Here is a 14,317-nt window from a genome sequence, read left to right on the forward strand (position 1 = left end):
GATCAGGCGGCAGCGCTCGCCTGCATCGCCTCCGCCGCCTGTAGCGTCAGCACCGCATGCGCCCCGCACCCCGGTCCCTCACTCTCCAGCCGCAGCGCGCCGCCCATCGCGACCATCGAATTGGCGCACCAGTGCAGCCCGAGGCCGCCCGACTTGTGCGACCGCGTCGAATAGCCGCGCTGGAACAGCAGCGCAGCCGTAGCCGGGTCGAAGCCTTCGCCGTCGTCCGAAATCGTCACGGTCACGTCATGCTGCGCCTCGGCGATCGTCACGGTGATCTGCCCCCCCGCCCCGATCCGCGCGGCGATCGATTCGGCCGCGTTGCCGAACAGGTTGCCGATCACCTGGCTCAGAATCACCCGGTTGGCGAGCACCCAATAGGGCTGTGCCGGGAACGAGAAGGCGATCGAATGTTCGCCCGAATAGCGGGCGATCGCGGCGTTGCGCGCGACGATGTCGGTCACGTCGCACGGGTCGAGCGGCGGGCGTTCATGCGCCGCCTGCTGCTGCTCGCCGATGATGTCGAGGACATTGTGCAGCGCCGCCCGCCCGATCTCGAGCTGCGCCATGCGCTCGATCCGCGCCGCGCTCGCCGCTTGCGTGGCGGCGGTGATGAACCCGGCCAGCTTGCGCCGCCGCGCCGGGACCACATCGTCATTGGCAAGTTCGGCCACCGCCCGGTCGAGCAGCGCGCGGTCGGCGACCGGCGGCTGGATGAGTCCGTGCGACAGGATCGTGCTGATCGGCGACAAGGCGTTGCGGACATTGTGCATCACCGCCACCGCGCTTTCAGACCGGCCGAGGCGGAACGACTGCGCCTCCAACTGTTCGGACAGGTCGTTCAACTGGCGCAGCATCGCGTTGAAGCTGGTGACGAGCGAGCCGATCTCGTCGTCGCGCCGTTCCTCGCGCAGCACGCGCATCGTGCCCGACGCGCGGACGTCGTGCATGTGCCGTTCGATCCGCGCCAGCGGCCGCAGCACCAGCCGCGCGACGATCCGCGTCAGCACCAGCAGCATGAGCGCGAGCAGCAACACCGTGCCCCCGACCGCCAGCCACAGCATCTGCCGGCCGAGCAGCGTCAGATCGCGCGGCACGGTGAAGGCGGCATCGGCGACCGGGCGACCGTCCGCCCCGGCGATCGGCACCGCGATCGACAGGGTACGCGGCCGCGTGGTCATCCGCCACGCCGTCCCTTGCGTATCGGAGCGGATGACGGCGGGAAGCTGCACCAGCGCGGCCAGTTGCTTCGAGGACATGGCGCGGGCCATCAGCACGAAACCGCGTGGATCGCCGCTGCCGTCGCTGCGCCGGACGCGCGCGACGCCGATCGCGCTCAGCCGGTCGCCCAGCCGGATATAGAAGCTGGCCGAACTGCGCGGCCCCAGTTGCGCGTCGAGATCGATCCCGCCGATCGCCTTCACCAGTTGCGCGCGCATCGCCGGCACGTCGCGCCCCGCCGCCTGATCGACCCAGCGCGCGATCACGATGCGGCGGTCGGGCGCGACATAGGCCATGCCGTCCATGCCGAGATTGGCCATCGCCAGCACCGAAAAACTGTCGCGCTCGAACGCGGCACTGGGCGCGGCCATATAGGCATAGCTGTCGTTCCAGTCGCCATAGTCGCGCGACGCGCTTTCGACCTTGCCGGCGAATTCGCGCAGAGCCGCGCGGGTCCGCTCGACATGGCCCTGCACCGCCTGCTCCTCCAGCCGGTCGAAACTGGGGGTGATGACGGCGGCCAGCATCACCATGATCGCAACCGCGCCGATCACGCCAGCGGCACTCAGCATCCAGATGAGCTTGCCGCCGAGCGAGCGCGGACGGGGCAGCCGCACCCGCCGGAACCGCGCGGTCATCCGCCGTAGGTGCCGGTGACGGGCAGCGCCGTGCCGGTCAGGCCGTTGTTGGCAAGCTCGATCGCCACCGGGCCGGCCACCGGGCGCGAGAGATAATAGCCTTGCAGATGCGAACAGCCGGCAACCCGCAGCGCCTGCACCTGCGCATCGGTTTCCACCCCTTCGGCCACGACTTCGAGGCCCAGCGCCCGGCCGAGATGGATGATCGAATGGACGATCGCCGCGCTCTCGCGCTCGCGGCCCATGCCGTCGATGAAGCTGCGGTCGATCTTCAGGCAATCGAGCGCGAACTTGCGGATGTTGTACAGCGACGAATAGCCGGTGCCGAAATCGTCGAGCGCGATGCGGAAGCCCATCTGCCTGAGCTTGTAGAGCGTTTCCGCCGCGCGTTCGGCATTGTCGAAGATCGCGGTTTCGGTGATCTCGATCTGCAGCCGGTTGGGCGGCAGGCCGGTACGCTGCACCTTTTCGAGCACATGGCCGACGAAATTCTGCCGCCGGAACTGGCGGGGGCTGAAGTTGACCGAGACATATTGCCCCGGCCAGTTGGGCAGCATGGCCAGCGCGGTATCGAGCACCCAGTCGCCCAGTTCGTGGATCAGGTTCGATTCCTCGGCGATCGGAATGAACATCGCCGGGCTGATCGCGCCATAGGTCGGACTGTTCCAGCGTAGCAGCGCCTCGAACGCGACGACGTCCAGCGTGTTGCGCGACACGATCGGCTGATAGACGAGGCTCAGTTCGCCATTGGCGATCGCTTCGGCAAGGCCGCTTTCGATCTGGCGGCGGAAGCGGATCGATTCATCCATGCTGTCGTCGAACACGCGCACCACCCCGCGCCCCGAACGCTTGGCTTCGTTCAGCGCGAGGTCGGCGCGACGCATGACATCGACGGGTTCGCGCCCGGTATCGCCTTCGACGATGACCACGCCGACCGACGCCGCGCCCTGCACCGAATGGCCGAACACCCGGAAACTGGTCGAACAGGCAAGGACCAGCCGCTCGCAGCGCATCACCGCATCGTCCTCGCCGGTGACGGGCATCAGCACGCCGAACTCGTCGCCGCCCAGCCGGGCGACGAATCCTTCGCCCGCGACCTGTTCGGTCAGGATCGTACAGGTCATGCGGATCAGCTCGTCGCCCGCCAGATGGCCGAGCGTGTCGTTGACCAGCTTGAACCGGTCGAGATCGATCATCGCCATCGCGAAGGTCTCGGCCCCACGCACCTGTTCGGTCAGCGCGCGCAGGAACGCCAGGCGGTTGGGCGCCTCGGTCAGCACGTCGTGGTTGGCCATGTGAATGGCCTTGCTCTCGTTCGCCGCCAGTTCGAGCGCCTGTTCCTCCAGTTGCTCGACCTTCGCCGCCAGCGCGGCGCGCATGTCGGCCAGTTCGCGGTCGGACTGCCAGCGGTGCGACAGCGCGGTCGCCATCTGGCGGATTTCCTCCACCTCGAACGGCTTGGCGAGATAGAAGATCTTGTCCGCCGGGCCGGCGGCGCGGCTGATCTCCAGCGGCGAGAAATCGGAATAGCCGGTGACGATCACGATCTGCACATCGGGGTCGAGCGCGCGGATGCGGGTCGCCGTCTCGCGCCCGTCGATGCCGGGCGGCATCCGCACGTCGATGAACGCGACGGCGAAGCGATCACCCTCCGCGATACCGCGTTCGACCGCCGCGACCGCGTCCAGCCCCTGGGTATGGTGGACCAGCCGGAAATCGGGCTCGTCGGCCGCGACCGTCGCCTCGACGTCGTCGAACAGCTCGGCGGCCATCGCGCCCAGCATATCGGCGGTGTCGTCGCGCCGGAACGACCGGCGATAGGCGTCATGGACCGCCGATTCGTCGTCCACGATCAAGATCCGCACTATGCCCGCTCCCGTCTCGAAACTCATGGGTATCGGGGTAGGCGGACAGGGTTAAATGCGGGTTAAGCAGGGTTCGTAACCGCGATGCCCCGCCCCGCCGACAGGACGGACCGCCGCCGGGCGCCCGATCGCCACCCCCTGCTTGCACCCGACGGAACAACGCGATAAGGCGCACGCATCGCTGGTGGAAACCATAGCGATCGACGGCGGGACCGCATGGCGCTCCCCACCCGTTGCGGGTGTAGCTCAATGGTAGAGCAGAAGCTTCCCAAGCTTACGACGAGGGTTCGATTCCCTTCACCCGCTCCAACCGACCGTCAGTCAGGGCTTATCCCGTCGGGATCGAAGAACGCGGCGCGCAGCGGCAGGGTCGCGGCGCCGATCGCGGCGGCGTCGCCGTCGATGACCGAGGCTATGATCCAGGGGGCCGGCCGGTGATGGCCACGGCGTTCGGGGTTGGTGAAGCGGACCCGATTGATGATTCGCGCGGCCAAGGCGGGGGGCAGGCGTCCGCCCAGCACGATCATCGCCGGGTCGGCGACCGCCGAGATCGCGGACACCACCAGATCGAGCGAGGGGATGCTGCGGTCGAGCCAGACGTCGACCGCCGGATGGTCGACGTCGAACGCGGCGAGCATCGAGTGCAGGTCGGGATAGGCGGTTCCCATGGCGGCAAAGGTCAGCCGTAGCGCCTCCAGGTTCGGCTGCGGCCAGTCGACCGGCAGGATCGACGCGAATTCGCCGGCGTTGCCATGGCTCCCACGCAACGGCAGCCCCTGCGCGATGATGCCGCCGCCGAACCCGGCCGAGAAATAGAGATAGGCAAAGTCGCGCACGCTGCGACCATGGCCGAGCATCGCCTCGCCGATCGCGGCGACGTTGCCGTCGTTGTCGATCCAGACCTTTTGCCCGAGCGCGTCGGCCAATATCGTGTCGAGCGGGACCAGTGCCCATGGATCGAGCAGCCGTGGCGGGTTGAGTCGCGCTCCGTCGCCGATGAAATAGCCGGTGACGCCGATCCCGATGCCGACCAGCGTCGCCGGATCGCGGCCTGCGTCGGCAACGGCATGGTCGATCATCCGGCGGATCTGATGGCAGGCGCGATCGATGCCGATGTCGACCAGCCGCTCGGTCCGCGCCGCCTCAACGGTGCCGGCCAGATCGAGCAGCACGAGCGAGACGGCATCGGTCATCACCGACAGCCCGACCGCGAACGCCGCCCCCCCCTCCAGCGCCAGCTTGGCGGCGGGCTTGCCGCGACCGGCGGCGATCGGGGCGGCCTCGCGCAGCAGGCCGCGCGCGATCAGCGGTTCGACCAGCCGGGTGATCGAATGGGGGGCAAGCCCGGTCAGTCGTGCAAGGTCGGCGCGGCTGGAAGGCCCCAGCCGCGACAGCAAATCCATGACCAGCCGTTCGTTGACGGTCGCGGTCCGTCGGCCATCGTCGCGAAGAAAATGGGCTGGAAACGCCCCGGCGGTGATCCCGTTCATCGGCCTGAAAAGCGGCGTCGGCGCACCGCTGTCAAGCACGACGGCATCGGGATCGCCGAACCTGCCCCTGTTTGCGGTGCCGGCCCGCTCCCCCTCGGGTCCCAGCAAAGTATTACTTTGCTGGGCTACCCTCTCCCGACCACCCATCAAGGATACGCTGTGGGTGGTCGGGAGGGGGAGCGGGCCGGCACCGCCTTGAAATTCGCTCTCCCGCGAATTTACAGACAGCCGCTCAGCGGAGCCAGCGGACCTTGTAGAGCCGCATGCCCGGCGTTTCGATCCGGCGCGGCGCGGCCATGGCGCGGTTGGCGACGGTGAAGCCGTGCGCCCACCAGCTTTCCTCGGCCTGCACCCATGCGGTCGCACGGGCCGATACGCTGACCGACTTGACCTTCAGCTTCGGGTTCAGCGCCGCGATCGGCGTGAACCGACCGCGCGCCGGATCGAAGGTCCATGCGCCATCGTCGGTGGTGACGACATAGCCGCCGTCGGGGGTCGGCGACAGGTCATGCCCGTCGCGCCGCCCGGGCAACGTCCAGCGCTGCGTTTCGACGAGTTGCGGGGTCGCCGCGCGCGGATCGAACGAGAACGCCTGCACCATGTCGTGCGACAGCGCGAACAGGCGCTTGCGGCGGGCATCCCACACCGCGCCATGGCCCGAAGGCAGCGGCAGGGTGAGCAGCGGGGTTTCGCTCTGCGACAGGCGGTAGAGTTCCAGCCGGTCGCCGCGCGGATGGATCGACAGCGCGACCGCGGCATAGCCGCCGGGCAGCAGGTCGGCCGAATGCGCCATCGGCGCGGTCGCGCGGAACCGGACCTTGCCGGTCGCCCGGTCGACCAGCACCACCCCGCCGGTCGAGGCGGTGACGAGGATCGCCCGGCCACCGTCGACCGGCTTGCAGTCGTCGATATGCGCCAGCAGCTTCGTGCGATAGGCGGCGGGCAGATCCTCGGCCGCCGCCGCGCTCCAGCGCCAGGTTTCGACCACCGATTCGCCGCTCACCCGATATTCGCGAATCTGATCGTCGCCACAGGCATAGAGCCGCTCCGATGCGGCGGTGGGTCCGTGCGCCATCATCCCGGCAAGCGCCATCAGCATCTTCGACGTCATCATTTTTCCCGTCCCCATCCAATCATGTTTGCGGCTTCACATACCGTCACAGTTATGTCACCTATAGTGAATAATAACCGCCCGACCAGATCGGGGATAGAGGGGAAACACCATGAAACTGTTCGTTACGACACGCGCGATCCTGTTGCTGTCATCGGCCATCGCCGCGCCCGCCATGGCGCAGGGCGTGCCGCCCGCGCCCGCCGCCGGCACGCCGCAGGACGAGGCCGAAGGCGAGATCGTCGTCACCGGCGCGCCGCTTCAGGCGCTGCGCGAGATCGAGGCGAAGCGCACGATCGCCGTCATTTCGGACAGCATCAGCGCCGACGAGATCGGCACCCTGCCCGACTTCGGTCTGGGCGAGGCGCTGACCCGCGTGCCGGGTGTTTCGACCGTGCAGAACAACGCGCGCGGCGAAGCGCAATTCCTGTCGATCCGCGGCCTCAACGCCGACTACAACCTCGTCCAGATCGACGGCGTGACGCTGCCCGCCAACGAGGTCGGCCGCCGCAACGTCTCGCTCGACGTCATCCCCTCGTCGCTCGCCTCGCGGGTCGAGGTGTACAAGTCGGTCAACGCCGCGATGAACGGCAATGCGATCGGCGGGGTCGCCAACCTGCGCACGCGCAGCGCGTTCGACAATGGCGGCAAGGGCTTCCTCGGCGGGCGTTTCGACATCGGCACCTGGGACTATCGCCGGGTCCGCGCCGATGCGACCCCGTCGGGCCAGGCCGAACTGATCGCCGCCACCACTTTCGGTCCCGAACGCAAGTTCGGCTTCGTCGTGTCGGCGAGCTATTTCCGCCGCGACTCGGCCTCGCTCAATTCGGCAACCGACAATTATCTGTATTTTGATCCGACGACGGGCGGGCGGCTGACATCGCCGGCGAACGACGTGTCGAACGCCCTCGTCGCGCCGGATCGCCGCCGCTGGCTGCACTATGACAACGTCCGTCAGCGCTACGGCGCGTTCGGCAAGCTGGAATTCGACGACCATATCCTGTTCCGCGCCGCGTTCACGCTGGCCGACTTCCGCCACACCAACGACGAGGAGCGGCAGTCGAACATCGTCATCGCCAATACCGCGGTGACGACCGCCACCAACCGCTACACCAATTTCGCCGACGTGACGGCAAGCGGCGGATCGGTGGCCAATGCCAATGCGCAGGTCGATCTGGCGCAGTTCGCCCAGCAACGCCGGGTGCGCTACGGCGACTTCCATGCCGAACTGAGCCCCGCCGACACCGTCCGTGCCGATTTCGGCGTCAACTATGCGGTGTCGACCTATCGTCAGGACGCGACGCTCGCGACCTATCGCATCGCCAATACCCCGAACCTCGCCTATCGCTATGCGATCACGCCGGGCGACTTTCCCCGCTTCACCTTCGCCAATGCCAGCTATGCCTTCGACCCGGCCAATTACCGCCAGTTCGAATATGGCACGACCGCCGACAACAACCGTGAACGCGCACTGACCGCGCAGGCCAATCTGGGCGTCAACATGGCGGCCAACGAACGCGGCTGGGGCGTCCAGACCGGTGCCTATGCCCGCTTCCTCAACCGCCGCTACGATTTCACCGTCCTGAATTTCCGCCCGCTGTCGTCGAGCAATTTCCTGCTGTCGGCAGTCGACGATCCCGATGCGCGCTTCTCCGCCTATAACAGCGGCAACCAGCCGATGCTGTTCGTCGACCCCCGGCTCGCCGCCGATTTCTTCGCCGCCAACGGCAGCGGCTTCAGCGCGAATACCGCCAACACCTCGGCCAGCCTGACGCCCGACTATTCGCTGGGCGAGGATATTCTCGCGGGCTACCTCATGACACGCTACGCGACCGATGCGATCGAGGTGACGAGCGGCGTACGCTACGAACAGACCGACCTGCGCACCACCTCGACCTCCAGCAACACGCGCGCGGGCGTCACCAGCTTCGTGTTCGGCCAGCGCGAACAGGATTACGGCTATTGGCTGCCCTCGGCACAGGTGAACTGGAACGTCAGCGACCGGTTCAAGCTGCGCGCCGCCGCCAGCCGGACGCTCGGCCGGCCCAATTACGACGATCTGGCGGCGCGCGAGGTCGTCTCGATCTTCTCGCAGGCCGATGGCGGCGGGCGGACGATCACCAGCGGCAATCCCGACCTGAAACCGCGTCTTGCCAGCAACTATGACATCAGCGCCGAATTCTATGTCGACCGCGACATCCTGTTCTCCGCCGGGCTGTTCCTGAAGGACATTCGGAACGAGATCCTGACCGCGCGCAATCAGGCGATCGAGACGGTCGACGGCACGCCCACGCTGGTCACGCGCATCCGTCCGGTCAACGGCAGCACGTCGCAGATCAAGGGGGTGGAGCTGAACGCGGTGGTGTCGCGGATGCGCTTCCTGCCCGGCCCGCTCGCCGGCTTCGGCTTTTCCGCCAACGTCACGCTGCTCGATCCGACGCCGCCGAGCGTGGTGTCGCCGAACGGCCTTGGCACGCGGCAATTGTCCGGCCTGTTCGAAAGCGCCAACACCGTCGCCAACGCCAAGCTGTTCTATACCGCCGGACCGGTGCAGGTGCAGGGTGCGTGGAACCACCTGTCGCCCGTCCTCTTCTCGGTTTCCACGTCCGATCCGTTGCAGGACCGGCGCTATGCGACCAGCGACCTGTTCGACGCGCAGATCCGGCTGAAGCTCGACCGTCGCTTCACCATCGTGGCGCAGGGCAAGAACCTGACCAACTTCCGCCCGCAGCGCCTGTTCGGACCGGGCTTCGGGCTGCTGCGCGAGGAGATCAACAACGGGCGGGCCTTCTACATCGGCGCGCTGGTCCGCTACTGATGCGGTATGCGATCCTGCTGCCGTTGCTCGCGCTGGCGGCGCCCGCCGCCGGGCAACCCTATCTGGCCGGGCCGGGCGTCGCATTGCGCGACGTCCTGCCCCCGCCGCCCGTGACCGGATCGAGCGAGGACGCAGCCGATCGCGCGACGTTCCGGGCGACACGGTCGCAGGAGGGCACGCCGCGCTGGCGACAGGCGATCGCCGACGTGGACGAGAGCACGCCCGCCATGCTCGCGGACTTCACGGCGGCGGCGGACCAGCCGCTGTCGCTCGAGGCGACGCCGGTGCTGGCAAGGCTGTTGACGCGGATGCGCGGCGACGTGGCGGCGGCGGTGAACGTCGCCAAGCGCGGCTATGCCCGCCGCCGCCCGTTCCTCGTCGATGCCGGTGCGATCTGCCAGCCGCGCGCCGCGCTGGAGAACAGCTACGACTATCCCTCGGGCCATACGGCATGGGGCACGTCGGTCGCGCTGGTGCTGGCCGAACTGTTGCCCGCGCGGGCGAGCGACATCCTCGCGCGCGGCAGCGCCTATGGCGAAAGCCGGATCATCTGTGGCGCGCATAACGCCAGCGCAGTCGCCGCCGGGCGGCAGGCGGCGGGAGCGATCATCGCGCGGCTGCACGGCGATGCCGGATTCCGGCGTGACCTCGACGCCGCGCGGCGCGAGCTGGACCCGGCGTTGCGGATCATGGCGCGGATCGCCGATCCCGCCGCCGGCCCGGTCGTGATCGCCCATCGCGGCTGCCATGCCGCGATCAGGGGCCTGGGCAGCGCACCCGAAAACTCGCTGGTGGCGCTGGAGCATTGCGTCGCCAAGGGGGTCGACGTGATGGAAACCGACGTGCGGATGACGCGCGACGGGCATCTGGTGATGATCCACGACGCCACCGTCGACCGGACGACCGACGGGCACGGCCGGGTCGCCGACCTGACGCTCGCCCAGATTCAGGCGCTGCGGCTGCGCGACGATCTGGGCGGTGCCGGGGCGGCGCTGACCGACCGCCGGGTCGTGACGCTCGACACGATGCTCGCGGCGGCGGCGGGGCGGATCGTCCTCAACCTCGACGTCAAGGATTCGGTCTATGCCGAAGTCATCGAGGCGGTGCGGCGCGCCGGGGCGGAGGGGCGCGTGCTGGTGAAGGCGACGGCGGGGATCGCCAGCCCGCCGCTCGCCGGGCTGGCGCCTTATGCTGCCGTCCCGTTCATGCCGATGCTGTCGGGCACCACCGATCTGGCGCAGGTGATCGAGCGCCAGTCGCAGGCGACGGTCCGCCCGGTCGGCTATGAAATTCCGCGCATGGCGCTGCCGGACCTCGCCAGTGTCGTGGAGGCCGCGCGCAAGGCAAAGGGCCGATTGTGGGCGAACAGCCTGTGGGAAGGCTTCGTGGGCGGCATCGGCGGCGATACCGCCGCGCTGGCCGATCCCGATGCGGTATGGGGGCGGCTGATCCGGGGCGGCGTCTCGATGATCCAGAGCGATTATCCCGCCGAACTGCACGATTTCGTCGTCGGCCGGGCGCGTTCGACGGCGGCGAACTGAAAAGCGTCGCCCGCCGGTCGCGCCTGCGCTAAGGGCCGGTCCGGTGGCGACGCAGGTGATTCAGGAACGATATTCCGCGCAGGCGCCCGTACCGCTGCGCCGGCGCGTGGCGACGCTGGCGCTGGTCGTCGGCATCCACCTGCTGATCCTGTGGCTGCTGCTGCACATCGCGCCGACGATCATGTCGCCGCCGCCCGGCCCCGAATCGGCGCTGGTGGTCGACATGCTGCCCGCCGACCGGGTCGCCCCTGCCGCCGCCCCGGCGAAACAGGCGGCGCGCAAGGCGGCATCGGGCAGCGCCGCGACCGCAACCCCGGTCGAGCGGGTCGCCCCCCCGCCCGACATTCCGCCGCCTCCGCCGGTGCCGACCGCGCCCAGCGACGACATCTGGTCGCGGGTGATCCCGATGACCGGGCGCGACTTCGCCCGTGCCGCGATCGCGCCGGGCAAGAGCGCGGCGACCGAAGGGGCCGGGAGCGGTGCCGCCAAGGGCGACAGCGGCGATGGCGACGCGGTGGCCGATGCCGGCGGCGGCAGCGGCGGTGGCGACCGGCTCTACGCCGCCGACTGGTATCGCCGCCCGACCCATGCCGAGCTGTCGACCTATCTGCCGTCGCGCGCCCAGCCCGGCTGGGGCGAGATCGCGTGTCGCACCATTCCGAACAATCAAGTCACCGACTGCCGCGAGATCGGCCAGTCGGCGCGCGGATCGGGGCTGGCGGGCGCGGTGCGGCAGGCGGCGTGGCAGTTCCGCATCGTGCCGCCGCGCGTCGGCGGCAAGCCGCTGATCGGGGTGTGGGTCCGCATCCGCATCACCTATTCGGACAAGGGCGCGGCGGTGGAGTGAGGCTGCCGCGCATCCTTGCCCTCCCCCGCCCCAACGGCTAGTCGGCGGGCGTTTACCTTCCTCGCACACCGGGTCGCTTCCATGTCCGCATTGTTCCGCATCACCCTCCCCGACGGCGCCGTCCGCGAGGTGACGCCGGGCACTACGCCGGCCGACATCGCCGCCGCGATCTCGCCGGGGCTGCGCAAGGCGGCGATCGCGGCGAGGGTCGACGGGCAGGTGCGCGATCTCAATCGCCCGTTCGACGGCGACGCCGCGCTGGCGCTCGTGACCGCGAAGGACGAGAGCGACGCGCTCGAACTCCATCGCCACGACTTCGCGCACGTTCTGGCCGAAGCGGTGCAGACGCTCTATCCGGGCACGCAGATCACCTTCGGCCCGGCGACCGACGACGGGTTCTATTATGACTTCGCGCCCGCGCCGGGCCGCGGCATGTTCACCGACGAGGATCTGCCGCTGATCGAGGCCGAGATGCGCCGGATCATCGCGCGCGGCGAGAAGTTCGTGCGCGAGGTCGTGACGCGCCAGCAACTGATCGACCGCTGGACCGCACAGGGCGAGACGTTCAAGGCCGAGTGGGCCGCCGAACTGCCCGAGGGCGAAGAACTGACGATCTATCGCCAGGGCGAATGGCTCGACATGTGTCGCGGGCCGCATCTCGAATCGACCGCGAAGCTGGATCCGGCGGCGTTCAAGCTGACCCGCGTGTCGGGCGCCTATTGGCGTGGTGACCAGAAGAACGCGATGCTCAGCCGCATCTACGGCACCGGCTGGCTGTCGAAGAAGCAGCTCGACGCGCATCTGACGCGGCTGGAGGAGGCCGCCAAGCGCGACCACCGCAAGCTGGGCGCGGAGATGGACCTGTTCCACCTCCAGTCCGAAGCGCAGGGGTCGGTGTTCTGGCACCCCAAGGGCTATATGATGTGGCGGCAGCTCGAGGCGTACATGCGCCGCCGGCTCGACGCGACCGCCTATCAGGAAGTGAAGACGCCGCAGTTGATGGACGCGCGGCAATGGGAACAGTCGGGCCACTGGGGCAAGTATCGCGAGAACATGTTCGTCGTCCCCGACGAAATCCCCAATACCGAGGATGAGGGGGCGATCCTGAGCGGCGATGCCGATCTGATGGCATTGAAGCCGATGAACTGCCCGGCGCACGTCCTGATCTTTCGTCAGGGGATCAAGTCGTACCGCGACCTGCCGATCCGCATGGCCGAATTCGGCTGCTGCCACCGCAACGAGCCGCACGGCGCGCTCCACGGCATCATGCGCGTGCGCCAGTTCACGCAGGACGACGCGCATATCTTCTGCCGCGAGGATCAGTTGGTGCAGGAAGTGCGCGACTTCTGCGAGCTGCTCGACTCGGTCTACCGCGATCTGGGCTTCACCGACTATGCGGTGAAGCTGGCGCTGCGCCCGGACAAGCGCTTCGGCTCCGACGACATGTGGGACAAGGCGGAGGCCGAACTGCGCGAGGCGGTGCTGTCGTCGACCCTCTCCGACGAGATCAAGGGCAAGTTCGAGGAGCTGCCCGGCGAAGGCGCCTTTTATGCGCCCAAGCTCGAATTCCACCTGACCGACGCGATCGGCCGGACGTGGCAGGTCGGCACGATCCAGTCGGACCGGGTGCTGCCCGAACGACTCGACGCGACCTATGTCGGCGAGGACGGCAACCGTCACCGCCCGGTGATGCTCCACCGCGCGATCCTCGGCACGTTCGAACGCTTCCTCGGCATCCTGATCGAACATCACGCCGGGCGCATGCCGATGTGGCTGTCGCCGGTGCAGGCGGTGGTCGCGACGATCGTGTCCGACGCCGACGACTATGCCAACGAGGTCGCCGCCGCGCTGAAATCGGCGGGAATCCGCGTCGAAACCGACCTGCGCAACGAGAAGATTAACTACAAGGTGCGCGAACATTCGCTCGCCAAGGTCCCGGCGCTGGTCGTGGTCGGCAAGCGCGAGGCGGAGGAACGCACCGTCGCGCTGCGCCGTCTGGGCAGCCAGGGACAGCAGGTGATCGCGCTGGACGAACTGGTCGCGATGCTCCGGCAAGAGGCGCTGGCACCCGATCTTGCGCGGAACCTTTCGTAACCGCGCAAGATTGATTATATAGGTCTTTGGTCAACTACAGGAGCAGCACCTATCCGTCCGCCCATGATGCGACGCCCCAATGCGCCGCCGCCGATGAACGGCCCCCGATTCAACGAATTCATCCAGTCGCCCAAGGTCCGCGTGATCGACCATGAGGGTGAGAATCTGGGTGTGATGTTCACGCGCGCCGCCATCGAGGCCGCTGCCGAGGTCGGGCTCGATCTGGTCGAGGTATCGCCGAACGCCGATCCGCCGGTCGCCAAGTTCCTTGATGTCGGCAAGTTCAAGTACGAGGCGCAGAAGAAGGCGAACCTCGCGCGCAAGACCCAGAAGACGCAGGAGATCAAGGAGATCAAAATGCGTCCGAACATCGACGATCATGATTATGATACGAAGATGAAGAAGGTCGAGGAATTCATCGGCGAGGGCGACAAGGTCAAGGTGACGATGCGCTTCCGTGGTCGCGAGTTGAGCCACGGCCAGCTCGGCATGGCGGTGTTGCAGCGCGTTGCCGAGGCCCTGCACGAAATCGCCAAGGTCGAAGCCTATCCGCGCATGGAAGGCCGCCAGATGCTGATGGTGCTGGCGCCCAAATAAGCGTCTGCCGCCGGTTTCCGGTCGCTTCAAAAAACCGTCATGTCCCCGCGTGTGGACATGACGGTTTTTTAATGTCCCCGTCGCTTGACGCCCGC

Annotated in this window: 9 protein-coding genes and 1 tRNA gene; 6 read left to right on the forward strand and 4 right to left on the reverse strand. The window is 68.0% G+C overall.

Features of this window, described 5'->3' with window-relative positions; genetic code table 11:
* Positions 1-2: 2 nt before the first annotated feature.
* Positions 3-1,859: a CHASE4 domain-containing protein gene (locus ASG37_RS13005; protein WP_055760936.1), complete on the reverse strand. Its 1,857-nt coding sequence runs from the start codon at positions 1,857-1,859 to the stop codon at positions 3-5.
* Positions 1,856-3,724 (reverse strand): putative bifunctional diguanylate cyclase/phosphodiesterase, encoded by a 1,869-nt coding sequence (locus ASG37_RS13010; RefSeq protein WP_235525239.1) that lies wholly within the window; start codon positions 3,722-3,724, stop codon positions 1,856-1,858. The genes ASG37_RS13005 and ASG37_RS13010 overlap by 4 nt, the downstream gene beginning before the upstream one ends.
* 235 nt (positions 3,725-3,959) lie before the next feature.
* Here ASG37_RS13010 and ASG37_RS13015 point away from each other — a divergent pair.
* Positions 3,960-4,033 (forward strand) — tRNA-Gly (locus ASG37_RS13015).
* 8 nt (positions 4,034-4,041) lie between these two features.
* Here ASG37_RS13015 and ASG37_RS13020 read toward each other — a convergent pair.
* Positions 4,042-5,214: an ROK family transcriptional regulator gene (locus ASG37_RS13020; protein WP_055760942.1), complete on the reverse strand. Its 1,173-nt coding sequence runs from the start codon at positions 5,212-5,214 to the stop codon at positions 4,042-4,044.
* 232 nt (positions 5,215-5,446) lie between these two features.
* Complete coding sequence (locus ASG37_RS13025) at positions 5,447-6,325, reverse strand: DUF6528 family protein (protein ID WP_235525240.1); 879 nt, start codon at positions 6,323-6,325, stop codon at positions 5,447-5,449.
* Between the two features lie 112 nt (positions 6,326-6,437).
* Between ASG37_RS13025 and ASG37_RS13030 the strand changes: the two genes are divergently transcribed.
* From ASG37_RS13030 to infC, 5 genes are all read left to right on the forward strand, one after another.
* On the forward strand, positions 6,438-9,143 hold the full coding sequence (locus tag ASG37_RS13030) for a TonB-dependent receptor (protein WP_055760947.1): 2,706 nt from the start codon (positions 6,438-6,440) through the stop codon (positions 9,141-9,143).
* A complete protein-coding gene (locus ASG37_RS17415) occupies positions 9,143-10,684 on the forward strand; it encodes a glycerophosphodiester phosphodiesterase family protein (RefSeq protein WP_082448462.1) in 1,542 nt (513 codons plus the stop codon). The genes ASG37_RS13030 and ASG37_RS17415 overlap by 1 nt, the downstream gene beginning before the upstream one ends.
* Before the next feature lie 43 nt (positions 10,685-10,727).
* Positions 10,728-11,531: a hypothetical protein gene (locus tag ASG37_RS13040; RefSeq protein ID WP_055760949.1), complete on the forward strand. Its 804-nt coding sequence runs from the start codon at positions 10,728-10,730 to the stop codon at positions 11,529-11,531.
* 81 nt (positions 11,532-11,612) lie between these two features.
* Positions 11,613-13,625, forward strand: coding sequence for a threonine--tRNA ligase (thrS, locus tag ASG37_RS13045; protein WP_055760952.1), 2,013 nt, complete (start codon positions 11,613-11,615; stop codon positions 13,623-13,625).
* Positions 13,626-13,688: 63 nt separating this feature from the next.
* Positions 13,689-14,222 carry a translation initiation factor IF-3 gene (gene infC, locus ASG37_RS13050; protein WP_055760955.1) on the forward strand — a complete coding sequence of 178 codons (534 nt, stop codon included), beginning with the start codon at positions 13,689-13,691 and terminating at the stop codon, positions 14,220-14,222.
* Positions 14,223-14,317: the final 95 nt, after the last annotated feature.

The sequence above is a fragment of the Sphingomonas sp. Leaf407 genome, assembly GCF_001425385.1.
Lineage (GTDB): Bacteria > Pseudomonadota > Alphaproteobacteria > Sphingomonadales > Sphingomonadaceae > Sphingomonas.

What these genes read in the sequence shown, in the direction of transcription:
- ASG37_RS13005 (WP_055760936.1), bottom strand. Translation starts at nt 1,859, where the DNA reads ATGACCGCGCGGTTCCGGCGGGTGCGGCTGCCCCGTCCGCGCTCGCTC.
- ASG37_RS13020 (WP_055760942.1), bottom strand. Translation starts at nt 5,214, where the DNA reads ATGAACGGGATCACCGCCGGGGCGTTTCCAGCCCATTTTCTTCGCGAC.
- ASG37_RS13025 (WP_235525240.1), bottom strand. Translation starts at nt 6,325, where the DNA reads ATGACGTCGAAGATGCTGATGGCGCTTGCCGGGATGATGGCGCACGGA.
- ASG37_RS13030 (WP_055760947.1), top strand. Translation starts at nt 6,438, where the DNA reads ATGAAACTGTTCGTTACGACACGCGCGATCCTGTTGCTGTCATCGGCC.
- ASG37_RS17415 (WP_082448462.1), top strand. Translation starts at nt 9,143, where the DNA reads ATGCGGTATGCGATCCTGCTGCCGTTGCTCGCGCTGGCGGCGCCCGCC.
- thrS (WP_055760952.1), top strand. Translation starts at nt 11,613, where the DNA reads ATGTCCGCATTGTTCCGCATCACCCTCCCCGACGGCGCCGTCCGCGAG.
- infC (WP_055760955.1), top strand. Translation starts at nt 13,689, where the DNA reads ATGATGCGACGCCCCAATGCGCCGCCGCCGATGAACGGCCCCCGATTC.